Below are 23778 nucleotides of genomic sequence, written 5' to 3' on the forward strand. Positions count from 1 at the left end.
CGCTATGGGCTGCGCGGACGCAGATTCTTCAGGCTGGCGTCGGCGTCGTTGGCCTGCGACGATGGAAGCCCAGCATCGCGCAATGCCTGGCGCCGCGCCTTGATGCAGCGCAATGCGCCAGGCATGTCGCCGTTCCAGGATGGTCCGGACGCCGCCTGCGCACGCTCGAACCTGTGAAGGTGACTTGAAGAATGCTCTTTGCCAATCGTCTCGACGCGGATACAACTTGGCTCAACTATTTTCCATTCTGAAGACTAGATTCATTCTTTCGGGGAGAAATCGGCCACGCGGCTACGGCATATGAGCGGTATCGATCGCAGCAGCGCTTGGTTTGTAGTGGAAGGTTCTCCATGGAACTCCAGGCAAGCAGTTCTGACCGGGAGTTGGCTGGCGAGGCCAGCAGGGTGCTTGAAGAGTTCGCTGCCGGCATGCGCGGCGTGCTGCAACGGCTGCAGGCCGCAGCGAACTCCGGGCAACACGAGGATCAGGAATTCTTCGTGCTTCGACTGAAAGGGATGGTCCACCATGGCGAGCGCCTGGCCAGGCATCTGCAGGCCTACGCGGGCCTGCAGCCGCTGACTCCCACCAGGCTGGAAACCCTCCCCTTCCTGTGCGACCTGGCGCACATGCTTCGTCGAGTGCTCGACGATCGCATCAGCGTTTCTGTCGTGGTCGGCCATGACTGCCCGTCTTGCCATGCCGACGGCGACGCACTCGAAGAGGCGCTGATGCACCTCGTGGTCAACGCCTGCGAAGCCATGCCCAAGGGCGGACGGTTGCTGCTGTCCGCCAGGGCGGACACGGCGCCGGATGGCCGCCCCGCGGTGGCCGTGTCCGTCTCGGACAACGGCATAGGCATGTCGCCGGACTTCGCACGACGCGCCGTCCAGCCGTTCGTCACCACCAAGAGCGGCCGGGCGGATGCCGGAATGGGCCTGGCGGCCGTCGATGGCTTCGCTCGGCAATCGGGTGGTCATCTGACGCTTTTTTCCCAGGTAGGCACCGGCGTGACCGCCACCCTGAGCCTGCCGCGTTGCATGCCGGATTACTCGCCGCCGTTCGACGTTTGATGTCTCCGGTCCCGCGCGCGGTGGCGCGGCAGACGATGCGCCCTATCTCGGCGCAGCGGTCATGCCATGAGGCTGATGGACTTGCGAAAGCGCAGCAGCGCCGCGCTGAACATCAGGCCGCCGAAGACGGCCAGCATGGCGAACTGCGGCCACACCACGGCCAGGCCCGCGCCGCGAAAGAGGATCGCCTGACCCGCCAGCACGAAGTGCGTGGTCGGCGCGGCCAGCATCACTTCCTGGACGAACCGCGGCATGCTCTCGCGCGGCGTGCTCCCTCCGGAAAGCATCTCCAGCGGCACCAGGACCAGCACCACCAGCATGCCGAACCGCGGCATCGACCGGGCCACGGTGGCCAGGAAGATTCCCATCGAGGTGGTCGCGAACAGAAGCAGTGCCGTGGCCGCCATGAACAACGCCACCGAGCCTTCGATCGGCACGTGCAGCGCCCCCCGCACGACGACCGCCAGTGCAACGCCCACCGCGATCATCACCACCAGCCCCATCGACCAGACTTTGGCCAGCATGATTTCGGCAGGGGTGACAGGCATGACCAGCAGGTGCTCGATGGTCCCATGCTCACGCTCACGGATCAGGGCGGCACCGGTCAGGATGATCGAAAGCATCGTGATGTTGTTGATGAGTTCCGAGAGCGAGCCGAACCAGGCTTCCTCGAGGTTCGGGTTGAACCGCATGCGCATGGCGAGTTCGACCGGCGCCGCCGTGTCGCCGCGAAAGCGCTGCACGAATTCCGCGACCTCCGCGGCCGTGATCTGCTGGATGTAGGTGCTGCCGGTGAATGCCTGGCTCATCCGCGTCGCGTCCACGTTCAGCTGGGCCACCGGTGACCGGCCGGCCAGCACGTCGGCCTGGAAACCGGGTGGAATGTCGAGCACGAAGGTCTGCCGGCCGCTGTCCATCACTGCGTCCACCTCGGCCAGCGAGATCAGCGTGGGCGTCTTGAAATGCGGTGGATAGAAAGCCGCGATGATGCGCGCCGACAGCGGGGATGCATCCTCGTCCACGATGGCGATGGCCGCATGGTGCAGGCTCTCGGGCATCGCCGTGGCTGCGATATAGATGGCCGCGGTGAACGAGTAGATGATCAGAACCAGCATCGTGGGGTCGCGCAGCAGGCTCCACAGCTCCTTCACGCCGAGGCGAAGCACGTTCGAGGGCGATGGCAGTCTCATGGCACGGCCTAGCTCTGCTGCTTCTTCAGCAGCGCGATCGACAGGCCGAGAATGACCGGCACGGCCGCCAGCATCGCCAGAAACTGGGGCACGAGGTCGGGCAGCGACAGCGCCTTGCCGAAGACACCGCGGCTGATCGTGAGAAAGTGCGCCGCCGGATAGATCCGGCCGACGAACGCCCCGATGCCCTCCAGCGAAGAGACCGGATCGAGCAGCCCGGCGAACTTGACGCACGGGACGATGGTGCCGATCAGCGTCACGAAGATCGCGGCGATCTGCGTTCGCGTGAACGTGGAGCACAGCAGGCCGAAGCCCGTGGAGAACGTCGTGAACACGAGCGCGCCGAGCGCGAGCGTGAAGAAGCTGCCCTTGATCGGCACGCCGAAGACCGTCACCGCGAGTGCGGACATCGTCAGGAAATTGAGCACCCCCAGCCCGATGTAGGGCAGCTGCTTGCCCAGCAGGAACTCGGCGCGCGTGACCGGCGTGACGTAGAGATTGACGATCGAGCCCAGCTCCTTCTCGCGCACGACGGAAAGCGCGGCGAGCATCGACGGGATCATCATCAGCAGCAGAGGGATGACGGCCGGCACCATCGCCGGCAGGCTGCGGACGTCGGGGTTGTAGCGAAAGCGGATCTCGATGGTGCTCGGCGCGCGCGCCCGCGTGCCGAGCCGGCGCTCGGCGACGCCGCTCAACCATGTCTGGTGCATGGCCTGCACGTAGCCGCGCACGGTTTCCGCGCGCGCGGGCATGGCGCCGTCGATCCACGCACCGATCTGCGCCGGGGTGCCGCGCTGCACGTCCCGCGAGAAGCCCGGCGGAATCTCGATGGCCAGCGCCAGCTCGCCGCTGCGCATGCGCTGGTCGAGCTGCGCGTAGTCGGTGATGGGTGGCTTCTCCACGAAGTAGCGCGATCCGGACAGGTCGAGCGCGTAGTTGCGGCTGAGCTCGCTCTGGTCGCGGTCGAGCACCGCATAGCTGAGGTTTTCGACGTCCAGGCTGATGCCGTAGCCGATGATGAACATGAGGATCACCGTGCCCAGGAGCGCCAGCGTGGCGCGCACCGGGTCGCGGCGCAGCTCCAGCGCCTCGCGCCGCGTGAAGCTCCAGGCGCGCGCGACGCTGAACCAGCGCGTGCCAGCCGCGTGGCTCGGACGGTCCGCCTTGCTCGCCGGGCTCGGCGCGGGTGCGGCGGCAACGGGCTCGCCAGCGCCCACGGCCTGCTGCAGTTGCGCGACGAAGGCCTGTTCCAGCGTGGCTTTGCCGCTGCGCTGCACGATGGCCGCCGGGCTGTCCGTCACCAGCACGCGGCCGGCGTGCATCAGCGAAATGCGGTCGCAGCGCGCGGCCTCGTTCATGAAGTGGGTCGATATGAAGATGGTGACCCCGTCCTTGCGCGCCAGGTCGATCATGAGGCGCCAGAACATGTCGCGCGCCACCGGGTCGACGCCGGAGGTCGGCTCGTCCAGGATCAGCATTTCCGGGCGATGCACCATCGCCACGGCCAGCGACAGCCGCTGGCGCATGCCCAGGGGCAGGCTGTCAGGCAGGCGGCCGAGCGCGTCCTCCAGCCCGAAGCGCGCGGCCAACTCCGCCACGCGTGCAGGCACGTCCGCCTCCGGCAACCGGAACAGGCGTGCGTGCAGCACGATGTTCTGCCGCACCGTGAGCTCGCCGTAGAGCGAGAACGATTGAGACATGTAGCCCACGCGGCGCCGCGCGTCGAGGTCGTCGGCCGAGACCTTTCGCCCGAACAGCCGTGCCTCGCCCGCGCTAACGGGCAGCAGCCCGGTCAGCATCTTCATCGTGGTCGTCTTGCCGCAGCCATTCGAGCCGAGGAAGCCGAAGATTTCTCCGCGACGAATCCGGAAGTCGACGCGGTCCACCGCCACGAAGTCGCCAAAGCGCATCGAGAGGCCCTTCGCCTCGATGGCGACGTCGTCGCCGGCCGTGGCAGGCAACGCGGGCACCACCAGTTCGCGGGCATCGCCGCGCTTGCCCTCGGGCAGCAGCCTGATGAAGGCCTGCTCGAGGGATGCCGCGCCGGTGCGGGCGCGCAACTCGGCGGGCGTCCCGGTGGCGAGCACCGCGCCGGCATCCATGGCAACCAGCCAGTCGAAGGCATCGGCCTCCTCCATGTACGCGGTCGCGACGATCACGCTCAGGGGCCGGCCCGCGGCGTCGCGTTGACGCCGGATGGCGTCGATGAGGGCCCAGAACTGTCCGCGCGACAACGGGTCCACACCGGTCGTCGGTTCGTCGAGGATCAGCAGGTCGGGCTCGTGGATCAACGCGCAGCACAGGCCAAGCTTCTGCTTCATGCCGCCCGACAGCTGTCCCACCGGACGCTCCAGGAATTGGCTCAGGCCCATGGTGCCGGCCAGCGCATCGATACGCTGGCGCCGCTCGCTCGGCCCGTGACCGAACAGGCGCCCGAAGAACTGCAGGTTCTCTTCTATCGACAACGTCGGATAGAGGTTCCTGCCCAGCCCCTGGGGCATGTACGCGATGCGCGGGCAGACGCCGCGGCGGTGCCGGGCATCGGCCATGTCGCCACCCAGCACCTCCACGCGGCCCTGCCCGAGCGCCTGCGCGCCGGCCAGCAACGCCAGCAAGCTCGACTTGCCCACGCCGTCGGGCCCGATGAGCCCGACCATCCGTTCGGCCGCAATGCCGAGGCTGATGTCGTCGAGGGCCGTCGTGCGCCCGCGCCGGAGCACCACGTGCGCGAGGCGGGCGACCTCGCGCGGCGTCGGCGCAACGCCCCTGTCGGCCGGCGCGGTCACGGCACCTTCAGTGCCAGCCCGTCGGGCCAGTCGGCCGCCGGGTCCAGCTTCACCCAGGCGACGCCCGGCAGCCCGGTCTTCACATGCGCGAGGTGCTTGCGCAGCAGATCCCTGTCGATGCGTGCCTTGACGCGGAACATGAGCTTCTGCCGCTCGCTCGCCGTCTCGACGGTCTTGGGCGTGAACTGCGCCGTGCTGGCGACGAAGGAGACCCGCGCCGGAAAGACGTATTCGGGCGCCGCATCGAGCACGATGTGCACCTCGGCGCCCTGCGCGAGCCGGCCCGCCACCACCTCGGGCACGAAGAACGTCATGTACACGTCCGACAGATCCACCAGGCTGAGCACCTTGCCGCCGGGACCGAGCACTTCGCCCGGCTGGGCGATCCGGTACTGGACGCGTCCGTCCCGGGGCGCGACCAGCACGTTGTCGTCCAGGTCGGCCTCGATGCGGGCGACGGTGGCGTCGGCCGCGGAAACCATCGAGCGAGCGGCGTCGACCTCCGCGCGCGCGGCGAGCACGCCCGCCTTCGCGGCTTGCACCTGCGCGCGCGTCGCGGCCAGTGCGGCCTGGGCGCCCAGAACGCGGGCGCGGTCGTCATCCACCTCCTGCGCCGATGCGGCACCCTCGCGCACCAGCGTCTCGGAGCGCCGCAGCCGCCGCCGCGCGGCATCGACCTCGCTTTCGCGCTGTGCCACGAGTGCGATGGCCGCATCGCGTTCGTTCTCGCGCACCTTGACCTGCGCCTCGGCGCTGCCCACGCCGACGCCGGCCTGGACCTGCCGTGCGCGCGCCTCGTCGCGTTGCGCCTCGAGGGTCTGCACCTGCATGTGGGCGAGCACCTGGCCGGCGGCAACGACATCGCCCTCCTCGACCTCGATGTCGCGCACCCGGCCGCCCAGCTTGCTCGCGATGTCGAACTCCGTGGCCTCGATCCGGCCGTTGCCGCCGATGAACGCGTCTCCCGGGCCGCCGCGGTGCAGGCGCGCCCAGAGGTAGGCGCCGCCGAGCGCGATTGCGGCGATGAGCAGCACGAGCGCCGCCAGCTTGCGCGCCCCGCTGCTCATGGCGACACCGAAGGAGACGCGGCGAGCGACCCGCCGCCCAGCGCTGCGTACACCGCGACGCGGCTGGACAGCGCGAGCCTGCGCGCCTGCACCAGTTGCTGGCCCGCGGTCAGCAGGTCACGCTGGGCATCCAGCACTTCGAGGTAGGCGGCGGCCCCGTTGTCGTAGCGCAGCTGCGCCAGGCGTGCGCGTTCGGTCTGCACGGCGAGCGCGCCCTGCGCGATGGCTGCCTGCTCCGCGGACCAGCGACGCGCCGAGAGGGCATCCGCGACGTCGCGAAAGGCGCCCTGCACGGTCTTCTCGTAGTTGTCGATGGCCTGCTGCCGGCGCGCTTGCGCCAGCGCGAGTCCGGCACGCCGGCGCCCGCCATCGAACAACGGCAGCGATACGGCCGGCGAAAACACCCAGGCTCCGCTGCCGGGCGCGAACAGGCCTTCGAGCTCGGCGCTGGCCGTGCCGGCCGAGGCCGTGAGGACAACGCGCGGAAAGAACGCGGCGCGCGCGGCGCCGACGTTGGCATTCTCGGCGCGCAGCTGGTGTTCCGCGGCCACGATATCGGGACGCGCGGCGAGCAGGTCCGATGGCAGCCCGGGATTCGCGTCGCCCACCAGTTCCTCCTGCGTGCGAAGCGCTGCGACCGGCGCCAGGTTGACAGGCGCGCCGACCAGCAGCGTGAGCGCATGGGCCTGCGCCTGCCGCGACTGCTCCAGTTGCGCGGCGAGGGCACGCGCCTGCATCAGCAGCGTCTCGACCTGCGCCACATTCAGCCGCGAGGTGGCGCCCTCTTCCATCCTGCGAACGAAGATGCGCAGGCTCTGGGCCCGGCTGTCGGTGAACTGGTGCGCCAGCGCCAGGCGCTCGTCCGTTTCGCACAGCTGGAGATACCCGTTGGCGACTTCGCTCACAAGGTTGACAACGACCGCGCGCCTGCCCGCCTCGGTGGCTAGGAAGATCTCCAATGCCGCGTCCTGCAGGTCTCGCAGGCGCCCCCACATGTCGAGCTCCCAGCTCGCCACGCCGATGCCGACGCTGAACTGGCTGCCGGTGACGGGCCTGCCCGTGAGATTCAGGTCGCCCGGCACGCGCGACCGGTCCACCCCCGCGGAAAGACCGACGACGGGAAAGCGCTCGGCGCGTTGCGCGGCAAGCACCGCGCGCGCCTGGGCGACGCGATGCACGGCGATGCGGAGGTCCCGGTTCTCGTCGAGCGCCCGTGCGATCAGGCTTCTGAGGCTTGCATCGACGAAGTACTCGTGCCATGCAATACGCGAAGTGTCCGCGCCTTGCGGCAGCTCTTGCGCAGGGAAGAGCGCCGCTACCGCGGGTGGTGGCAGGTCATTCCTCGCCAGCGACGCGCAACCCGCCAGCGCGCACAGCGTGGCGGCAATGGCGATGGCCTTTTCGGCGCGCCGCGTCACCGGAACCTGCGAACCACGGCAGCCTCGCCGTTCTTGCGTTGCGCGTTTGCTTTCCATCCGGCGATGGTCGCGGAGCCGCCACGACCTTTCGTTGATCCAACGCAAAAGTCCGGCGAGCTGCGCCTGCGGTGCGCTCCCCGGCCGAAAGACCTTTGCGCAGGCTCAAGTGCTGGTCGCCATGCAAGCCATATGGTTCGTGCATGCACCACTTTTGGCTCGGGCTCGAACTGCTCCTGTTGCTCGCAGTTGCCAACAATGCGCCCATCGCAACCAAGCTGCTGCTGGGCAACCGTTGGTCCTGGCCATTGGACGGGGGCATCAGGCTTGGTGACGGCCGGCCGCTTCTGGGGCCGTCCAAGACAGCGAGAGGCGTGGTTGCGTCCGTTGCCGCATGCGTGCTGTGCGCACCGCTCGTGGGCTTGTCGCCGGGCATCGGCGCCGCCATCGGTGCGGCCGCCATGGCCGCAGACGCGCTCTCCAGCTTCATCAAGCGGCGACTGGCCATCGAGCCGAGCGGACGGGCCTTCGGGCTGGACCAGATTCCGGAATCGCTGCTGCCCTTGCTGGCGGTCCAGGTCCCGCTGAAGCTGTCGCTTCTGGATGTGGCCGCGATCACGGCGGCCTTCGTGCTGCTCGAGGTTCCGCTGGCACGGATCGCGCATCGCGTCGGCTTTCGCGACCGGCCCTACTGAAAAGCGATGTGCGGTGGCTGTGCTGCATCCAGCTCCCTTATCCGGCTCTTGCATCAACCCGCATCTACGGCTTCGGGTATCCCACGGTCTGTGCCAGCGTGATGCGCTGTGTCGTTCGAAGGCCGAGTCCCTGGGCGAGCGCGCGCCTGTCTATGGAAGCGCGAACCACCGTCACAAGGCCTGCCGCTGCGCAATGCAGATACACGTTTTGCGCGATGCATCCCGCATCGGCTCCCGCGAGAAAGGGGCGGTCGCGCTCGTTGACTTCGGCCATCCGGTCGAAGTCGGCCACGTAGACCAGATTGACCGGTGCGGTCGCCACGAAATCCTGCAGGCCCGTCAGCGCGCGCATGTCCGCTCTCTTGACCAGATAGAGGCGATGCGTGCGAGCCTCGTAGCGATAGGCGCCTGCTGCCAGCACCGCATAGACGTCGATCTCCTTCCAGTCATGTGCCGAAGGTGCCGTGCGTCCGCCTTGTTGCTCTCGATTGACGCCGAAGGCCGCCCACAGCAGTGAGGAAAGTGCCTGAAGCGAAAACGTATCGGGCAGAAACTCCCGCGTGCTTCGTCGCCGCTGGAGGGCCTTGTCAAGGGGCATCGACGCGGGGGTCGGCGTGGGCAGGGGCGTCGATTCGACTGCCGCCTCGATGTGGATGGGGCTCATGGCCGCAGTTCAGAAGTCGACGATGCGGGCTAGCACGTCGCCACGCCCGAATGCGTCGCCGCCGGCGACGCAGATCTGCTCGAGCACGCCGTCGTGCGGCGCCTCGATGTCCACGTTCTGCTGAACCAGCATGGCCCTGCCGATGACCTGCCCGGCGTGGACGCGATCGCCTTCGCATGCGAGCCAGTCCTCGACGAAGGCGGCATCGCCGGCCTCCATCGATTCCCAGCGCGCGGGATCCAGGATGACTTCGCTCATTGCACTCGCTCCCGTGAAATGATGAACCGCAAGCATCGCGCGACATCGCCACACCGGCCTTGACCTGGCTCAAGAGTCACGCGAGCGGGTGCCGCCTTGATGAATGCCGCGGTGGTCGGACGACGGCGCGCCCGCGGCCTCGCCGCCGGCCTCGATGCGCACGATCGGGAGCTGCGAGCGCACGAAACTCAGGGCGTACTGAAGCTCGCCGAGGCTCTCGGCGTGAAGCGTGAACAGCGCATCGCCGCGCTTGACGCGGTCCTGGACCCGCACGTGCACCGAGGCGCCCGCGGCCGGATCGCGTGGCGCGCCCGCCAGCTTGGCGGTGCGCGCCACCAGCCGCGTGTCGATGGCCGACACAACCCCGTCGGCAGGCGCATGCACCTGGTGCGTGTGGGATGCCTTGGGCGGCACGCGCAAGCCACCCTGCGCCTCGCAGATCGCAATGAACTTGGCCAGTGCACGCCCGTCGTCGAGCACCTCGCGCGCCAGCGACCTGCCCTTGCCCGGCGCGGCCTTGTCCGCCATTTCGAGGATCAGTCCGGCCAGCTCGAGCGCGCGTTCGCGCAGGTCCTGCGGGGCGTCGGCCGTGCGCTCGAGCACGGCCATCACGTCCATCGCCTCGAGCGCCGGGCCCACGCCCCGGCCCACGGGCTGGCTGCCGTCGGTGAACACCGTCTGCACCTGCAGGCCCAGCGCCGCGCCCACCGCGACGAGGCTGCGCGAAAGCTGCCCGGCGGCGGCCTGGCTGCGCACCTTGGTGAGCGCGCCGACCGGAATGTCGATCAGCACGCGCTGCGAACCCATGGCAGCCTTCTTCGACAGGATGGAGGCCACCATGAGGCCTTCGCTGTCGATGCTCAACGGCCGCTCCACGCGAATCAGCATGTCGTCGGCGGGGCTGATGCGCATGGCATTGCCCCACGCGATGCAGCCTCCTTCGCGCTCGACGATGCGGCGCATCTGCGCCAGGCTCAGGTCCACCGGCGCCAGGGTTTCCATCACGTCGGCGGTGCCGGCCGCCGATGTGATGGCGCGCGACGAGGTCTTGGGCATCACCACGCCGCATGCGGCGACGATCGGGACCACGATCAGTGTGGTCCGGTTGCCGGGCAGTCCGCCGATGCAGTGCTTGTCCACCACGGGCGAGGTTCCCCAGTCGAGGCGCTCGCCCACGTCGACCATCGCGCGCGTCAGCGCCACCGTCTCGTCGAGATCGAGGCCGTTGCCGGCGCACACCGTCACGAAGGACGCGAGATGAATGTCGGGAACGCGCCCGCGGCTCACGTCTTCCATCAACGCGCGCAGCGCCGCATAGTCCATCCGGACGCCATGGAGCTTGCTGCGCAGATGCGTCAGCGAAGCGAGGACGGGCGGATGCCGCACCACCAGTTCGTCGCCGTCCGCCGCGCCCATGAGGTTCCACGCGGATTCGGACAGCGCGATCTCGTCAGTGCGAAGCCAGCTGCTCCTGACCTGGTGCAGGATCGCAAGCAGGTGCCGTTCGTTGGATATCACTTCCACCTGGGCCTGCGACTGGAACCCCTCGGCCTTGCAGACGTCGCAGTCGGCGTGCATGTAGACGACAGGCTGCTGGTAGGTATCGATGCCGGCACGGCGGGCCAGCAGGCGGTTCGCCAGCATGGTTACCCGGCGAACAATCTTTTCAGCCAGCCGTGCCTGGTGCGGGCACCGGGGCTGCCTTGGGCCAACTTGCCGACCTGCGCCCTGACGATCTTTTCCGCCGATGAGGCCGTGGCGTGCAGATGCGCCTTCACGGTATGCACATATGCGCCGTCTTCGTGACGGATGTGGTTGAACAGCCAGCGCGAGAGCATGCCGTGGAGCTCGGCCAGCACATCCTCCCCACGCTCGAAGCGGGTCCGGAAATCAACCACGCGGCGCACGAAGATCTCGTGAACCTTCCTGTGGGGACCCACGAAGGAATAGCCCGCATCCTCGATCATGGCTTCCTCGAATGCGAAGTGCGACGCCGTGTAGTCGACCGTTTCGTCGATGATCCCGCCGACGGCAGCCTGGTCGTTCGTCTGCCTCGCATCGCCCAGTGCATTGATGTAGTGAACAATCCGTCGATGCTGGGTGTCGATCTCGTGAATTCCAGTGTCGAGTTCGGTCTTCCATACGAGATGCGCCATGACTTCCATGATGAGATTGGTAACTGGTCAGTATTCATGGAGACGGGCTTCATGGGCTTGATCTGCATCAATCTTCCCTGCGCAGGTCGAGGGCTTCTGCCCCCATGTTCGGGGTCGTTGGATGCAGGGCGTCCTCGCGCGGCTCAAGGCCAATACAAGGTGTCCTCGAATGGCGTTGCGCCGATGCGGATCGTCTTTGTTCGAACAACGCCCTCGTACGTGGCGCTCACCCGATAAAGTCCCGGATCCAGCCGCACGAATAGCAGCGGACCGCAGTCTTTATAGGGGCCGAACGCGAGCCTCCTGTCGAGCCTTTCGATCGCGACGTCCAGGCCGGCGACATATTCGCCCGTGCGGGAGCGTGCGAACGTGAGCCGCAGGTTGTAAGGAGCCTTTCGCTCCCGCAGGGATTGCTGCTCTTCGTCGCCGACGCCACCGTTCAGATATGACCCGGCGGGAGGTGCGGGCACGCGCTCGCTGGTAGCAGCGGCCACGCTGAACACACCGGCAAATGCCAGCAGCGCGGCCGCCCGCGCGGCATGTCGGAGATGCGCATATGGTTTCATGGAATTCTTTCGCTGAGGCGCGGCGCTCTCGGGCCTGTCACCGGATCAGGATGTCGTTGACGACCTCGTTCACGCCCTTGACCGATCGGGCGATCTCTCCGGCCCTGCGTTTCTGGTCGGGCGTCTTCACGAAGCCGCTCAGTTGAACGCGTCCCTTGAACGTCTCGACATTGACCTCCGCGGCACTCACGTCTCTGTGAGCGAGCAGGTCGGCCTTCACGCGTGTCGTGATGCTGGTGTCGTCGAAGTACTCGCCGGTGCTCTCGCGGCTTGGGGTCGCTGCGCAACCCGCGAGTGCAATGACGAGACAACCCGTGGCAACGATGCGTAGTTTTGCAGGCAGATATGGCATGTCAGGTCCTTTGAGGATGTTGGAAGCGGACAGGCTAGCGGCGCGAAAGCGCATGCATGTTGATGAATCTCAAGCATCTCCACCCGGCCCGACGGGCAGCATTCGGCCAGTGCCTCGGAAGCGGATCGATACGTTTCGTAAGAAGCGCATGCGCGCGTATCGGCCGCCGACGAGCTTGCGCTTGCGCAAGCGGCAACGTGGAGCGTCGCCCGAGGATTGGCGGCTCGGGCAGGCCTGAGCACGCGGCCGCCCGGTCTCTGCGGGCACGACTCGCGTGCCCGCATTTGTTCATGCGTGCGCATAACCGAAAGGACGATCATGAAGACAGATGCACAGTTGAAAAGCGATGTGACCCGCGAACTCGAGTGGGACCCCTCGGTCAATGCGACCAGCGTTGGCGTCGCGGTCAAGAACGGCGTTGTCACGCTGACGGGTCACCTGGAAACCTATGCGGAGAAGTTCGCGGTGGAGCGCATCGTGCAGCGCGTGCAAGGTGTCCAGGCTCTTGCCGTGGAGCTCGACGTGAAGCTCTCGCCCGGCCACAAGCGCAGCGACTCCGAGATCGCCGAGGCCGCCGAGGCGGCGCTGAAATGGCACTCGGAAGTGCCGAAGGACCGCATCCAGGTGCGGGTCGAGAAAGGGTGGGTCACGCTCAAGGGCGAGGTCGACTGGGACTTCCAGCGCCGGGCTGCCGCACGCGCGGTGCAGCCGCTGATCGGCGTCGTGGGTGTCGCCAACAACATCGCGCTGAAGGTGCATGCGACGCCGGCGGACATCGCGACGCGCATCCGTGAAGCGCTGGCGCGCTGTGCGTTGGATGAGTCCAAGCGCATCGTGGTCGATGTGAACGGCTCGAAGGTCACCTTGCGCGGCACCGTCCACTCGTGGGCGGAACGCGCCGCGGCCCAGGGTGCTGCATGGTCGGCGCCGGGTATCGTGAGCGTGGAAAACGACCTGAAGGTGGCCTGAGGGTTTTTCGCCGCCTGGTGTCGCCGTGCGGCTTCTTCTGGAGAGCAATCATGACCATCCAATCACTCTGCCGGCGCGAGGTCGTCGGCATCTCCGCCAACGCCGGATTGCGCGAGGCGGCCGACCTGATGTGCGAGCAGCATGTGGGTTCGCTGGTCGTCGTGACCAACGACACCCCGCCGAAGGTGGTCGGGATCGTGACGGACCGGGACCTTGCGCTCGATGGCCTGGGCCGCGAGCAGCCACGATCCGATCAGCCCGTGGGCGAACTCGTGCGCGGGCGCCCGTTGGCCGTGTCCGCCAGTGCCGACTTGCGGCAAGCCGCCGAGGCCATGGAGACCGCGGGCGTTCGTCGACTGCTGGTCGTGGACGATGACGGCGGTGTGGTGGGCATCGTCTCCGCCGACGATCTGCTCGAGGCGATGGCGCAAGACTTGGCGAAGCTCGCGCAGGCGTTGCGCCGGAATGTCTCTCGCGAGACGTCCGAGCGCGGCGTATTTGCCGCGGCGTCGAGGCCGCGCGTCACGTATCCCGCGTTCGGTACCGTCGCATCGCAGTGATGGCCGCCCTGGAACGGCAGGGGGACGTCAACGCTTCAGGACGCATTTGTCGTACAGGTCGGGCGCGCGTCCCTCGGGGTCGTAGCGGCGCTTGAGCATGGTGTAGGTGTCCATGCCGTAAGCGCGGCCGAACTCCTCGCGCGTGAAGAAGCTGTCGGAGTAGAGCGACTTGATGCCGCCCATGCGCAGCACCTCCTGCTCGACCAGGCGGTTGAAGTGCCCGGGCTCATGCGCTTCGTGGCGCTCGATGACGTCCCAGAAGCCGAAGTTGACGTGCAGCGTGCCCGCTTCGAGCGGGTACAGCGCGAAGCAGGCGCTCGGGTCGGGCACATGCACCGGACAGATCCAGACCGGCAGGATGCCGATCTCGCGCTGCAGGAAATCGAGGAAAGCCGGCGCCGAGCGGATGGGGATGTCGACGTCCTGGATCACGGATTCGCCATGTGCGCCCCTGAATGCCGCCAGGCGCCTTGTCATGCCCCAGCGCGCATTCATGCGCATGAGCCTTGTGTACGTGCGCGAGTTCAGGTGTTTGCGGCCCAGGAGGCGGCGTATCAGAGGGATCTGCGCGCCGAAGTTGCGCGAACACCAGAACCAGTCCGTGTCCCAGCGCCAGAGGTAGTCGTGCACGCTCAGGTGGTCGACCGGCATCTCCAGCAGCGAGCGGTAGTAGATGCGCTCGAACTCGTAGTTGCTTTGCCAAGGCGCGTCGGCCTCGAAGCGCGCGATGTTCAGCACCATCGATCGTGGCCCGAACACCACGCCGTCGACGAAGTCGGCGTCGCTTTCGCAGGCTTCCGAGATTGCCTGGAAGAACTCCCCGGCGTGTTGGCAGGCGATGTGTTCCACGCGAACGCAGGGCTGCACGGGCAGCGTCCGCAACACCAGCCGCAGTGCGTAGCCGAGCGTCCCGTAGGAGTTCGGGAAGCCGAAGAACAGGTCTCGATGCGCGTTGTCCGGCGTGCAGTGAACAATGACTCCATGCGGCAGAAGCACATCGAGTTCCAGCATCGTGTGGTGGACCAACCCCTGGCGCATCGACGTCGCCTCGATGCCCACGCCCGCCACTGCGCCTCCGGCGGTGATGGTCTTGAGCTGAGGGACCACCGCCGGCATCATGCCGTGCCGTAGCGTGGCTGCCACCAGGTGCTCGTAAGTGGCCAGCCCTTCGACTTCGACCGTGTTGCGGGAGGTGTCGATGCCGATCACGTGATCGAACTCGCCGAGGTTGATGCGCTGCCTCGGCCCGGTCTCGCGGTCGCGAAACAGGTTCGACGTGTGCTTGGCGAGCGCGACGGGCGCCGGCGGGACCTCGCGCCCGTGCTGCATCGTCGCCAGGAGGCGGTTCTTGCGCGCCTCGTGAGCAGCCGTCTCAGCGTCGGGGCTCATACAGGTGCTCCCGGCTCATCGGGTAGCTGCGCGGCGTCACGTTGCCCTTGCTGAAGACGATCTGGAACAGGTGCGTGTAGCCCGCGGGCGAACGGAACATCTCGGCGCAGCCCATCAGGTAGGTCCGCCAGATGCGCCGGAAGCGTTCGTCGAAGCGGTGCGGATCCAGCATCTGGATGGCCGGCCAGTGCTTTTCGAAGCGCTCGGCCCAGGCGTCGAGCGTGGGCGCGTAGTGCCTACGAAGGTTCTCGATGTCCAGCACCTCCAGCCCGCTGCTTTCCATTTCGACCATGACGTCTGCCAGGCTCGGGATCCAGCCGCCGGGGAACACGTGCTTGCGGATGAACAGCTCCGTCTCGAAGCGCCCCACGTGACCGATGAAGTGCAGGATCCCGAGCCCACCGGGTTTGAGGAATTGCGCGTGCGCGCGGACCACCTCGGGCAACTGGTCGCGGCCTGCATGCTCCAGCGTCCCGATCGAGACCACCTTGTCGTACTGCTCGTCGACGTCGCGGAAGTCCGCTTCCCGCACCCGCAGCGAGGCCTCCAGACCGCGCCGCTCGATCTCGTCGCGAAGCCATTCGACCTGCTCCGTGGCGGTGTTGAGCCCGACGCCGGTGGCGCCTGTCTTTTCCTGCGCGCGAAACATGAAACCGCCGAAGCCGCAGCCGATGTCGATGAAGCGGTCTTCGGGCTTCAACACGAGCTTGCGGCACACGTGGTCGATCTTGTGGCGCTGCGCTTCCTCCAGGCTTCGCGTTCCCTCGGGCCAGTAGCCGCAGGTGTACATCATCAGGGGATCGTCGAGCCATCGCCTGTAGAAGCCGGTGCCCAACCCGTAGTGCGCGCGTGCGTTGGCCTTGGCGTGGGCCGGGTCGCGGTTGGAGTGTCGCAACTCGTGCAGTCCGTTCTCGATGCCGTTGAGGGTTCCTGCATGCCGGTCGAAACCCGCAGCCATGCCCGCGGCGAGAGCGGCGCCGAAATCGCCTTCGACATCCACCTGCTGATCGAAATAGGCCTCCATCAATCCGATGTGACCGCGTGTGGCTGTGGCAAACACCGCCGCGTCGGTGTGGAAGCTGATGGTGAAGACCGGAGAGCCCTCGCCCACCGGAATGCGGCTGCCGTCGGGCAAGACGACGCAGAAGCAGGTCGCGGCCCGCCGGCCGATGTCGGCGAGCATGTTGCGCAGCGGCAGAGACGGCATCATGGAGCGCGCCAGGTCCGCGGCAGCTGCCTAGCCGTCGATCGGCACGCCCCCGCCGAAGCGGCAGATCCACTGGTCCATGACCTCGCGCTGCGCAGCGCCGATCGCGCGCTGCCAGCCCACCAGCATTTCCCACTGTTCTCGCTGCGCCAGCAGCATGCTTTTGCCCACAGCCAGCTGCCAGTTCATGATGGATTGGAAATAGTCGCCGCCGGAGGTCGCGGAAGCAGCAGGGGTCGTCGAGAAAGCATTGCTGGGCATGTGGTGTCTCCAAGAGCCAGAGGACATCCTAGGAACTCACCGGCAGGCACCGCTTGATGCGCATCAAGCCATGCGCAGGTGCCCTTCAACTGCCGGCATCGCGCATCGCGGCGCGCAGGCGGGCGGCAGCCCGGCGGACTTCAGCCTCCGCGGCCTGCCATTGCGCAGCGTCGGCGGCATCCATCTCGGCCATCCTGTCTTTTACCTCCTTCTGGCTCTGCCTCAGCACGAGGATCCGCCTCTCCAGGTCCGCCCCGGCCTGCCCTGTGCCTGGTGCGCCCATGCGCTCGAGCCGGGCGACAGCCTGTTGCGCCCGGTCGACATCGCGCTGCGCGCGCTCGACGATGGAACTTTGCGTGCGGGTGATCGGCGCATGGACGAAGGCGGGCTGCAGGCCGAGCGTCCGGCGGTCGGTATCGGGCAGCACGAGACGGCCTGCGCGCACCTGCAGCTGCGCTACCGGCACCGCGACGACGTTCACTGTCGTCGCGGTGTCGTCCATCCGCACGGCACCGGCCACCTGCGCAACGGCGTTCTGGGCAACTGAGATTCCGAGCGCAAGGCCGACGATCAGCGGGCGGGCTTTCATGCCTTCACGCGCCCTCGCTTCCCAGCGTGGCCAACTTGCGCAGCCATTGCTCGCGCTGGATGTCGCCCATGCCTTCGACCTGTCCGATCAGGGTCTCGTGAACCGGTGCGATGCCCACGAGGCCGAGGATGTTCCGCTCCAGAGCTTTGAGGCTGTGCGCGCGAAAGTACCAGCGGTACACCAGCGCCGGCATGCCCATGGTCACGACGATGCGCGCCGAGCGACCCTTGAGCAGCTTGGTGCCGATGCCGCCTTGCTCGGACTTCCCGAGCGCGAACCCGGGCCGTAGCACCTGTTCCAGGAAACCTTTCGTCATGGCGGGCATGCCGCCGAGCCACAGCGGGAAGAACAGCACGATGTGCCCGGCCCACAGGATGCCCTCCTGCGCCGGCTGCAGCACAGGCGGCAGTGCTCCGGACTCCCACATCGCCTTGCTGCGCAGCAACGGAAGCTCCAGTTCCGCGATCCGGATGGTCCGGACGTCGTGGCCGGACGCTTGCGCCGCGTGCGCATAGGCATCGGCAAGCGAATGGCCGAAATGCATGCCCGACGCATCGGGATGCCCCTGCAGCAGGAGAATGTTCTTTGGCATGGGATTCGAAAAGGAAGGATTCATCCTCTCGTCCGGCGCGGCCCCCGGACTTGCGAAAAATCAATCCCGCGCGATCTAACGCCATGCCGATGACCGACATGCCTTGACGCGATGCCGTCCCCGAGGACACTGGGCGCATGAACACCTTCAGCCCATCGGATGCGATCGTCGGGCTGGCCGTGGCACTGGGCATCGGTCTCATGGTCGGGATCGAGCGCGAGCGCAGAAAGGGCGATGGCGACCGGCGCGCGGCCGCAGGGTTGCGCACCTTCGCCATCGCGGCGTTGACGGGGGCGGTTGCGCAAATCCTGCCCGTACCGGCGCTCGTTCCCATCGGGGGAGCGTTCGTCGCGCTGCTGGGGGCCGTGTCGCACTGGCAGAGCCGATCGCGAGACCCCGGCATGACCACCGAACTCGCTCTGTTCACCACTTATCTCGTCGGCGTGCTGTGCGTCATCGAACCATCGTTGGGAGCGGCCTGCGGCACCGGCCTGACCCTGCTGCTGGCGACGCGCCGCCGGCTGCACCGCTTCGCCACGCAGTTGCTCAGCGAACAGGAATTGCACGACGGCACCCTGCTCGCCGCGCTCGCCCTGATCGCGCTGCCGCTCATTCCGTCCGGCCCCATCGAGATGCTTGGCGGCATCGCGCCGCGGCCGCTGGCCGCGATGGTGTTGCTCATCATGGGGATACAGGCGGCGGGACAGGCGGCGGTGCGTTGGCTGGGCATGCGCAGCGGCCTGCTGGGCGCGGGCCTGGCCTCCGGCTTCGTGTCGAGCACGGCCACCATTGTTGCGTTCGGCAACCGCGCACGCGAGCAGCCGCTGAACACCGGCCTGCTGGCCAGCGCCGCAGCCCTGTCGGCCGTGGCCACCTGGGTGCTGGCGCTGGCGATGACGACAGCCTTGTCTCCGCAGGCGGCAGTCGCGCTGCTGCCTGTGGCATTGGCCGGTGCGGGGGGCGCGGCGGCGGTGGGTCTGTTGCCGCTTCTGTCGCACCCGCCAGCCGTCGCGCCGGAGGCGCCCGCCAGTGCCCGCAGCGCCTTGCATCCGCGCGAAGCGCTCATGGTGGCACTTGCCCTGGCGCTCGTCGCGCTGCTGGTGGGCACGGCGCAGCGGCGGTTCGGCGACACGGGGCTGCAGATCAGCATCGCGCTCGCTGCACTGCTCGATGCGCATGCGCCCATCGCCTCGCTCGCCTCGCTGCAAGCGGCCGGTACGCTGTCGACCGAGCATTTCATCCGGGGAGTGCTCGTGGCGGTCGCAACCAATACGCTCACGCGCTGCGTGGTGGCCGTGGCGGCCGGCGGCAGGCGCTACGCCTTGCGCGTGGCCGTCGCGCTCGCGGTAAGCCTGGCCTTCGCATGCGTCGCCGCTGTCTGGCGCGGGGACGTTTGAGTGCCCCCGGCACGATGGCTGCGCGTGCCTCAGGCCTGTGCGACCGGCGTCGCACACCCCCCGCATGCCGGGCGCGGGTGGGCCTCCATCACCGCGCCCAGCAACGGGTTCGGCCGGTAGGTCGCCAGGCCCTTGAGCCCTAGTCGCCAGGCCTGCATGTACAGGTCCTTGAAATCCTCGTATGCACAGCCGGCAGGGACGTTGACGGTCTTCGAGATGGCCGCGTCGATGTAAGGCGCCACGGCCGCCACCATCTCCACATGCGCCAGCGTGCTCATCTGCAATGCGGTGACGAAGGCCGGCCCGAGCGCCGCATCCATGCCCTTGCGCTGGCGAAACAGGCGCAGCGCATGGTCCTCTACCGCGTACTCTTCGACCCCGCCCGCGGGCAGCCGCCTGCGCCGCGCGAAGGCCCAGCCGTAGGCCGGCTCGATGCCGTTGCTCGCATTGTCCGAGAACGCGAGGCTGATGGTGCCGGTCGGCGCGATCGACAACAGGTGCGAGTTGCGCACGCCGTGCGCACGGATCCGCGCCTTCATGGGCTCCGGGAGCCGGGACGCGAAGGTGTGGCCGCCCAGGTAGCGATCGGCGTCGAACAGCGGGAAGGCACCGCGCTCCACGGCGAGTGCGCACGACGCGCCGTAGGCCGCATCCCGCATGGCCCGGGCGATGCGCCTCGCGGCGTCGCGGCCTTCCGGGGCGTCGTAGCGCAGGTTGAGCATCACCAGCGCATCGCCCAGCCCCATGAAACCGAGGCCGACGCGCCGTTTGCCGAGCGCCTCCTGTCGCTGGCGCTCCAGTGGCCAGGCAGTGATGTCCAGCACGTTGTCGAGCATGCGCACGGCGATGCCGGCAAGGTGCGAAAAGCCTTCTTCGTCGAAGCGCGCCTCAGGCTCGAACGGGTCTTTGACGAAGCGCGTCAGGTCGATCGATCCGAGGCAGCATCCCCCGTAGGGTGGCAAGGGCTGCTCGCCGCAAGGATTGGTGGCCGAGAGCGTCTCGCAATAGGAGAGGTTGTTCTCGGCATTGATGCGGTCCAGGAACATGGCGCCGGGCTCGGCATGCGTGTAGGCCGATCGCATGATCCGCTCCCACAAGGCTCGAGCGGGCCGCGTGCCGTACACCCACATTCCATCGCCACGCCGATGATGGAGGCTGCAGCGGATGCGAGGCCCGGGTTCGGCCCGGTGCACCAGTTCGATGGTCGCGTCGTCGCTCACGGCCTGCATGAAGGCATCGGTCAGCCCCACCGACAGGTTGAAGTTGGTCAGCTCGCCGTGATCCTTCGCACCGATGAAATCCTCGATGTCGGGATGGTCGCAGCGCAGCACGCCCATCTGGGCGCCTCGCCGCGCGCCGGCGGACTCCACGGTCTCGCACGAACGGTCGAAGACGCGCATGAACGAGACCGGCCCCGACGCGCTGGATTGCGTTGCGGCCACCCAGGCCCCGCGCGGGCGGATGCGCGAGAAGTCGTAGCCGACGCCGCCGCCCCGGCGCATGGTCTCGGCCGCTTCTGCCAGTGCGATGTAGATGCCCGGGTGTCCCTCGTCCTCAGCGGTGATCGAATCGCCGACGGGCTGCACGAAGCAGTTGATCAGGGTGGCCGCCAGCGTCGTGCCGGCGGCCGACTGGATGCGCCCCGCGGGTACGAATCCATCCTGCATCGCGCGCAGGAAGCGAGAGGCCCAGACTTCGCGGTCCCAGGGCTTTTCGGCCTGTGCCAGGGCTTGCGCCACGCGGTGTTGAATGTCTTCGATGCACCGCTCGCTTGCGCGGGCGTATTTCTCCATCAGCACGTCGCGGCTGATCGGTTGCATCGGCAGTGCGGGAAAGGACGGGTCGTCGACGATAGCGCTCGCCATGTGCATCACCGGGAATCCAGGCAGGGACGCCCATGATTGGCGGGCGACGCTCGCCACGCCTTGATCCAGCGCAAGTCGCCGGTCCGGGCGCCCTCCTAGAGTGCACCCGAATCCATCGCATCGCGCGGAACGAGACCGGCATGACCGGCACGACCGGCGGGCACCTACATGAGGAAAACCATGGCACGTCACTTCCGGATCCCCGACATCACCGTGCGAATTCCCTTCGGAACCACGGAATCGGAACGCATCGCCCTGTTGCGCGCAGCTGGTGTTCCGTTGGACGCGCAGGGTGATATTGCCTGGGGCTTCCTGCACGAGCGCGGGCCCTTGCGTTTTGGCGGCGACACCATCTGCCGCTGGCTCTGCGCCGGTGATGCGATGCCCCCAGGATCCGAAGCCGGAGGCCAGCCCGGACCCACCTCCGCCTCCCAGGGAGCCTGAGATGAACGCGATCCGTTCGATCCTCGTCCATCTGGACGGCACCGACCGCGCCGAGGTGCGTCTGCGGCTCGCGCACCGGCTTGCGGCCATGCACGAGTCGTCGCTGACCGCGCTTTTCGCGGTGTCCCCCAGCGTGCTGGCGGTGCTGCCGATGATGGGCGGCATGCCTCCCATGCCGATGGCCGGCGAGGTGGACGCCGACCACCGCGCCCACGCCGCGGCCACGTTCGAGCGCCTTCTGCAGGACAACGCGAGTCGCAGCGACTGGCGCGAGCTGCGCGGTGAACCGGTCATCGAGAGCTTCGTGCGAAGCGCACTCACCTGCGACCTCATGGTGCTCGGGCAACGCAATCCCAGGGACACGGCCGGCTTCGACGTGCCCGGCGACTTCGTCGAGTCCGTCCTGCTCGGCAGCGGCAAGCCGGCGCTGGTCGTCCCCCTCGCCGGGCGGGTCTCGCCGGCGCCCGAAAGGGTGCTGGTCGCCTGGCGCCCGACACGCGAGTCCGCCCATGCGCTCACCACTGCCCTGCCCCTGCTGCGGACGGCGAAGGAGGTCCACCTGGTGGCCTCGGTGGACGACGATGATCCCGTGTCGCCGATATCCCGGCTGCGGGACTATCTGCGCCTTCACGGCATCGGGCAGACGCAAGGCCATCGGCCCCTGGAAGACAACAGGCACACCGGTGAGGCGCTGCTGTCCCTGGCGGCGCAGATCGGCGCGGGGCTGGTCGTCATGGGCGCCTACGGGCACAGCCGCGCACGCGAACTCGTGCTCGGTGGCGCCACCCGCACGGTGCTGGAATCGGCCTCGATTCCGGTCTGGATGGCGCACTGAGTGGGAGGGCCACCGGCATTCAGAGCGAGATCACCCGCCGGGTCTTGCCGCTGCGCCCGCAATGCGCACCTTCGCCGCTGCGGCAATGGATGCGGATGCCCCGGGCGCCTTGCGCCTCGAGAAAGGCCCCGAGCACTTCGCGCCCCTTGCGCAGGGTCTGCGCGGCCTGCGCATCCTTGGCGCAGGACTTCAGCAGGAGCTCGCGCGGCCCCTGCTGCACCAGTTGGAAGTCGAACAGGCCGGCCTCTTCCTCGAGCACCGTGGTCACCGCCAACGGCAGTACCTTCACCGACGGCATGCCGTGGGCGCCGTCCAGGCGCAGCGTGTCGTCGTCGCGCCCCTGCACGTCGAGGGCCGGCAGGTGCGAGCCGCATTGGCAGTCCGCGTCCCGCAGCGTGACCCGGTCGCCCAGGTCGTAGCGTATCAACGGCTGCAGGTGATTTGCCAGGTTGGTGAGCAAGGTGGTGGTGCCGGCATGGCCTCGGGGCACCGCGCGGCCGTGCGCATCGACGGGCTCCAGGATCGCCCAGTCGCTGTTGAGATGCAACACGCCGAGCGGACATTCGAAAGCGAGCGAGAGGAACTCCGAGGCGCCATAGCTGTTGGCCACAGGGCACCCGAATGCGCTGCGCACGAACGCACGGCCGGCGGCCGACAGCGTCTCGCCGCCCGTCCAGACTTCGCGCGGCGCCGCCTCGAGCCGGCCGGCGCGCCGCTCCTGCGCGAGCAGCACCGCGGCGCTCGGATAGGTCGCCACCACCGTGGGGGCGAAGGCATCGAGTTCGGCGCACAGCCTGTCCAGCGGCTGCAGGAAGGAGATGCCGCGCAGACGCTGCGACAGGCCCGGCTGCAGGCGCCGCAGCCGCTCGACGGATACCGTGCTTGCAAAATGCCCTTCGGTCGCGCCGACGAAGGCGATGCGTTCGGTCAGGCTCCACGGATCGAGCAGGCGGTCCAGTGGCCGCAGCAGCGGACGGCGCAGCGCCTCGAGCGCGTCATACACCGCCATGGCGTGCGCATCTTGCACGAAGATCGCGGGCTCTCCCGTGCTGCCCGAGCTCTCCCACACCGTGTAGCGGCCCATGAAGGCCATCGCGATCTTCGCGGGGTCGGCGACGAAGCCGCGCAGTGTCTGCAACGAAAGCGCCGGATCGGCCACCCAGCCTTCGAAATCGGTCATCAGCTGCGCCTTGTGCGACACCGGCAGGTCTTCGAGCCGCACGGTGGCCGGATCGCACCCTGCCAGCAGACGCCGGTACCGGGGCGAGTTCGCGGCCGCACTCGCCAGGAGCGCCGCAAGCCGCTGCGCGCCCAGCGCGGCAAGCGATTCGGCAGAGGCCTGCGTGGCCATCGACACCTCGGCCGCGACCACGTATGCCTGCCATGGGTCGAACGTCGGCGGCTTGGGCGCGGCTTCAGGGTAGTGGCGGTGCATGACGGCTCCTTCG

Annotated in this window: 24 protein-coding genes and 1 pseudogene; 7 read left to right on the plus strand and 18 right to left on the minus strand. The window is 67.9% G+C overall.

What is annotated here, in order from left to right; genetic code table 11:
* Positions 1 to 2 precede the first annotated feature (2 nt).
* Entirely contained in the window at positions 3 to 125 is a 123-nt protein-coding gene (locus C4F17_RS33690) for a hypothetical protein (protein WP_267898745.1), read from the minus strand.
* Between the two features lie 225 nt (positions 126 to 350).
* On the opposite strand from C4F17_RS33690, the gene C4F17_RS31920 reads away from it, so the two are divergent.
* Positions 351 to 1070: a sensor histidine kinase gene (locus tag C4F17_RS31920; RefSeq protein ID WP_106938363.1), complete on the plus strand. Its 720-nt coding sequence runs from the start codon at positions 351 to 353 to the stop codon at positions 1068 to 1070.
* A gap of 59 nt (positions 1071 to 1129) precedes the next feature.
* Here the strand turns inward: C4F17_RS31920 and C4F17_RS31925 are convergent, their stop codons facing one another.
* The 4 genes from C4F17_RS31925 to C4F17_RS31940 are packed head-to-tail and all read right to left on the minus strand — an operon-like array spanning position 1130 to position 7591.
* Positions 1130 to 2260: an ABC transporter permease gene (locus C4F17_RS31925; RefSeq protein WP_106938364.1), complete on the minus strand. Its 1131-nt coding sequence runs from the start codon at positions 2258 to 2260 to the stop codon at positions 1130 to 1132.
* A gap of 8 nt (positions 2261 to 2268) precedes the next feature.
* Positions 2269 to 5049, minus strand: coding sequence for a ribosome-associated ATPase/putative transporter RbbA (gene rbbA / locus C4F17_RS31930; protein WP_234383069.1), 2781 nt, complete (start codon positions 5047 to 5049; stop codon positions 2269 to 2271).
* Positions 5046 to 6116, minus strand: a complete 1071-nt coding sequence (locus C4F17_RS31935; RefSeq protein WP_106938366.1) for an HlyD family secretion protein — start codon at positions 6114 to 6116, stop codon at positions 5046 to 5048. The genes rbbA and C4F17_RS31935 overlap by 4 nt, the downstream gene beginning before the upstream one ends.
* Positions 6113 to 7591 carry an efflux transporter outer membrane subunit gene (locus tag C4F17_RS31940; protein ID WP_106938367.1) on the minus strand — a complete coding sequence of 493 codons (1479 nt, stop codon included), beginning with the start codon at positions 7589 to 7591 and terminating at the stop codon, positions 6113 to 6115. The genes C4F17_RS31935 and C4F17_RS31940 overlap by 4 nt, the downstream gene beginning before the upstream one ends.
* A 143-nt stretch (positions 7592 to 7734) precedes the next feature.
* On the opposite strand from C4F17_RS31940, the gene C4F17_RS31945 reads away from it, so the two are divergent.
* Complete coding sequence (locus C4F17_RS31945) at positions 7735 to 8226, plus strand: CDP-archaeol synthase (RefSeq protein ID WP_106938368.1); 492 nt, start codon at positions 7735 to 7737, stop codon at positions 8224 to 8226.
* Positions 8227 to 8290: 64 nt separating this feature from the next.
* On the opposite strand, the gene C4F17_RS31950 is transcribed toward C4F17_RS31945, so the two are convergent.
* From C4F17_RS31950 to C4F17_RS31975, 6 genes are all read right to left on the minus strand, one after another.
* Positions 8291 to 8890, minus strand: coding sequence for a nitroreductase family protein (locus tag C4F17_RS31950; RefSeq protein ID WP_106938369.1), 600 nt, complete (start codon positions 8888 to 8890; stop codon positions 8291 to 8293).
* A 9-nt stretch (positions 8891 to 8899) separates the two neighbouring features.
* Positions 8900 to 9148, minus strand: coding sequence for a biotin/lipoyl-containing protein (locus C4F17_RS31955; protein ID WP_159053799.1), 249 nt, complete (start codon positions 9146 to 9148; stop codon positions 8900 to 8902).
* A gap of 69 nt (positions 9149 to 9217) precedes the next feature.
* Positions 9218 to 10792 (minus strand): thymidine phosphorylase family protein, encoded by a 1575-nt coding sequence (locus C4F17_RS31960; protein ID WP_106938371.1) that lies wholly within the window; start codon positions 10790 to 10792, stop codon positions 9218 to 9220.
* Between the two features lie 2 nt (positions 10793 to 10794).
* Complete coding sequence (locus tag C4F17_RS31965; protein ID WP_234383072.1) at positions 10795 to 11313, minus strand: bacteriohemerythrin; 519 nt, start codon at positions 11311 to 11313, stop codon at positions 10795 to 10797.
* A gap of 134 nt (positions 11314 to 11447) precedes the next feature.
* On the minus strand, positions 11448 to 11870 hold the full coding sequence (locus tag C4F17_RS31970; RefSeq protein WP_106938372.1) for a hypothetical protein: 423 nt from the start codon (positions 11868 to 11870) through the stop codon (positions 11448 to 11450).
* Positions 11871 to 11907: 37 nt separating this feature from the next.
* The gene (locus C4F17_RS31975) at positions 11908 to 12222 is read right to left on the minus strand and encodes a BON domain-containing protein (protein ID WP_106938538.1); all 315 of its coding nucleotides are present in this window, start codon (positions 12220 to 12222) and stop codon (positions 11908 to 11910) included.
* A gap of 318 nt (positions 12223 to 12540) precedes the next feature.
* Between C4F17_RS31975 and C4F17_RS31980 the strand changes: the two genes are divergently transcribed.
* Together C4F17_RS31980 and C4F17_RS31985 are read left to right on the plus strand one after the other, a co-directional pair.
* Positions 12541 to 13191: a BON domain-containing protein gene (locus C4F17_RS31980; protein WP_106938373.1), complete on the plus strand. Its 651-nt coding sequence runs from the start codon at positions 12541 to 12543 to the stop codon at positions 13189 to 13191.
* Between the two features lie 50 nt (positions 13192 to 13241).
* Entirely contained in the window at positions 13242 to 13751 is a 510-nt protein-coding gene (locus C4F17_RS31985) for a CBS domain-containing protein (RefSeq protein WP_159053800.1), read from the plus strand.
* Positions 13752 to 13778: 27 nt separating this feature from the next.
* Here the strand turns inward: C4F17_RS31985 and C4F17_RS31990 are convergent, their stop codons facing one another.
* The 5 genes from C4F17_RS31990 to C4F17_RS32010 form a co-directional block, all read right to left on the minus strand.
* Positions 13779 to 15140, minus strand: a complete 1362-nt coding sequence (locus C4F17_RS31990) for an FAD-binding oxidoreductase (RefSeq protein WP_106938375.1) — start codon at positions 15138 to 15140, stop codon at positions 13779 to 13781.
* Positions 15124 to 16350, minus strand: a complete 1227-nt coding sequence (locus tag C4F17_RS31995) for an SAM-dependent methyltransferase (RefSeq protein ID WP_234383073.1) — start codon at positions 16348 to 16350, stop codon at positions 15124 to 15126. Before C4F17_RS31995 ends, C4F17_RS31990 begins: the two co-directional genes overlap by 17 nt.
* Positions 16351 to 16377: 27 nt before the next feature.
* Complete coding sequence (locus tag C4F17_RS32000) at positions 16378 to 16608, minus strand: hypothetical protein (protein ID WP_106938376.1); 231 nt, start codon at positions 16606 to 16608, stop codon at positions 16378 to 16380.
* Positions 16609 to 16693: 85 nt separating this feature from the next.
* Positions 16694 to 17197 carry a hypothetical protein gene (locus tag C4F17_RS32005; protein ID WP_106938377.1) on the minus strand — a complete coding sequence of 168 codons (504 nt, stop codon included), beginning with the start codon at positions 17195 to 17197 and terminating at the stop codon, positions 16694 to 16696.
* A gap of 4 nt (positions 17198 to 17201) precedes the next feature.
* Complete coding sequence (locus C4F17_RS32010; RefSeq protein ID WP_106938540.1) at positions 17202 to 17789, minus strand: NAD(P)H-dependent oxidoreductase; 588 nt, start codon at positions 17787 to 17789, stop codon at positions 17202 to 17204.
* A gap of 137 nt (positions 17790 to 17926) precedes the next feature.
* Between C4F17_RS32010 and C4F17_RS32015 the strand changes: the two genes are divergently transcribed.
* Positions 17927 to 19186: an MgtC/SapB family protein gene (locus C4F17_RS32015; RefSeq protein WP_106938378.1), complete on the plus strand. Its 1260-nt coding sequence runs from the start codon at positions 17927 to 17929 to the stop codon at positions 19184 to 19186.
* A 65-nt stretch (positions 19187 to 19251) separates the two neighbouring features.
* Here the strand turns inward: C4F17_RS32015 and C4F17_RS32020 are convergent.
* Positions 19252 to 21051, minus strand: a pseudogene (locus C4F17_RS32020) (adenosylcobalamin-dependent ribonucleoside-diphosphate reductase); the annotation flags it as partial.
* A gap of 180 nt (positions 21052 to 21231) precedes the next feature.
* Between C4F17_RS32020 and C4F17_RS33055 the strand changes: the two are divergent.
* Together C4F17_RS33055 and C4F17_RS32025 are read left to right on the plus strand one after the other, a co-directional pair.
* Positions 21232 to 21495, plus strand: a complete 264-nt coding sequence (locus C4F17_RS33055; protein ID WP_159053801.1) for a hypothetical protein — start codon at positions 21232 to 21234, stop codon at positions 21493 to 21495.
* A 1-nt stretch (position 21496) separates the two neighbouring features.
* Positions 21497 to 22330 (plus strand): universal stress protein, encoded by an 834-nt coding sequence (locus C4F17_RS32025; protein WP_106938380.1) that lies wholly within the window; start codon positions 21497 to 21499, stop codon positions 22328 to 22330.
* 19 nt (positions 22331 to 22349) lie between these two features.
* Here C4F17_RS32025 and C4F17_RS32030 read toward each other — a convergent pair whose 3' ends face one another.
* Positions 22350 to 23765: a phenylacetate--CoA ligase family protein gene (locus C4F17_RS32030; RefSeq protein ID WP_159053802.1), complete on the minus strand. Its 1416-nt coding sequence runs from the start codon at positions 23763 to 23765 to the stop codon at positions 22350 to 22352.
* Between the last annotated feature and the right edge of the window lie 13 nt (positions 23766 to 23778).

Source organism: Variovorax sp. PMC12 (genome assembly GCF_003019815.1).
GTDB lineage: Bacteria > Pseudomonadota > Gammaproteobacteria > Burkholderiales > Burkholderiaceae_C > Variovorax.

What these genes read in the sequence shown, in the direction of transcription:
- C4F17_RS33690 (WP_267898745.1), bottom strand. Translation starts at nt 125, where the DNA reads ATGCCTGGCGCATTGCGCTGCATCAAGGCGCGGCGCCAGGCATTGCGC.
- C4F17_RS31920 (WP_106938363.1), top strand. Translation starts at nt 351, where the DNA reads ATGGAACTCCAGGCAAGCAGTTCTGACCGGGAGTTGGCTGGCGAGGCC.
- C4F17_RS31925 (WP_106938364.1), bottom strand. Translation starts at nt 2,260, where the DNA reads ATGAGACTGCCATCGCCCTCGAACGTGCTTCGCCTCGGCGTGAAGGAG.
- C4F17_RS31935 (WP_106938366.1), bottom strand. Translation starts at nt 6,116, where the DNA reads ATGAGCAGCGGGGCGCGCAAGCTGGCGGCGCTCGTGCTGCTCATCGCC.
- C4F17_RS31940 (WP_106938367.1), bottom strand. Translation starts at nt 7,591, where the DNA reads ATGGAAAGCAAACGCGCAACGCAAGAACGGCGAGGCTGCCGTGGTTCG.
- C4F17_RS31945 (WP_106938368.1), top strand. Translation starts at nt 7,735, where the DNA reads ATGCACCACTTTTGGCTCGGGCTCGAACTGCTCCTGTTGCTCGCAGTT.
- C4F17_RS31950 (WP_106938369.1), bottom strand. Translation starts at nt 8,890, where the DNA reads ATGAGCCCCATCCACATCGAGGCGGCAGTCGAATCGACGCCCCTGCCC.
- C4F17_RS31955 (WP_159053799.1), bottom strand. Translation starts at nt 9,148, where the DNA reads ATGAGCGAAGTCATCCTGGATCCCGCGCGCTGGGAATCGATGGAGGCC.
- C4F17_RS31960 (WP_106938371.1), bottom strand. Translation starts at nt 10,792, where the DNA reads ATGCTGGCGAACCGCCTGCTGGCCCGCCGTGCCGGCATCGATACCTAC.
- C4F17_RS31965 (WP_234383072.1), bottom strand. Translation starts at nt 11,313, where the DNA reads ATGGAAGTCATGGCGCATCTCGTATGGAAGACCGAACTCGACACTGGA.
- C4F17_RS31970 (WP_106938372.1), bottom strand. Translation starts at nt 11,870, where the DNA reads ATGAAACCATATGCGCATCTCCGACATGCCGCGCGGGCGGCCGCGCTG.
- C4F17_RS31975 (WP_106938538.1), bottom strand. Translation starts at nt 12,222, where the DNA reads ATGCCATATCTGCCTGCAAAACTACGCATCGTTGCCACGGGTTGTCTC.
- C4F17_RS31980 (WP_106938373.1), top strand. Translation starts at nt 12,541, where the DNA reads ATGAAGACAGATGCACAGTTGAAAAGCGATGTGACCCGCGAACTCGAG.
- C4F17_RS31985 (WP_159053800.1), top strand. Translation starts at nt 13,242, where the DNA reads ATGACCATCCAATCACTCTGCCGGCGCGAGGTCGTCGGCATCTCCGCC.
- C4F17_RS31990 (WP_106938375.1), bottom strand. Translation starts at nt 15,140, where the DNA reads ATGAGCCCCGACGCTGAGACGGCTGCTCACGAGGCGCGCAAGAACCGC.
- C4F17_RS31995 (WP_234383073.1), bottom strand. Translation starts at nt 16,350, where the DNA reads ATGATGCCGTCTCTGCCGCTGCGCAACATGCTCGCCGACATCGGCCGG.
- C4F17_RS32000 (WP_106938376.1), bottom strand. Translation starts at nt 16,608, where the DNA reads ATGCCCAGCAATGCTTTCTCGACGACCCCTGCTGCTTCCGCGACCTCC.
- C4F17_RS32005 (WP_106938377.1), bottom strand. Translation starts at nt 17,197, where the DNA reads ATGAAAGCCCGCCCGCTGATCGTCGGCCTTGCGCTCGGAATCTCAGTT.
- C4F17_RS32010 (WP_106938540.1), bottom strand. Translation starts at nt 17,789, where the DNA reads ATGCCAAAGAACATTCTCCTGCTGCAGGGGCATCCCGATGCGTCGGGC.
- C4F17_RS32015 (WP_106938378.1), top strand. Translation starts at nt 17,927, where the DNA reads ATGAACACCTTCAGCCCATCGGATGCGATCGTCGGGCTGGCCGTGGCA.
- C4F17_RS33055 (WP_159053801.1), top strand. Translation starts at nt 21,232, where the DNA reads ATGGCACGTCACTTCCGGATCCCCGACATCACCGTGCGAATTCCCTTC.
- C4F17_RS32025 (WP_106938380.1), top strand. Translation starts at nt 21,497, where the DNA reads ATGAACGCGATCCGTTCGATCCTCGTCCATCTGGACGGCACCGACCGC.
- C4F17_RS32030 (WP_159053802.1), bottom strand. Translation starts at nt 23,765, where the DNA reads ATGCACCGCCACTACCCTGAAGCCGCGCCCAAGCCGCCGACGTTCGAC.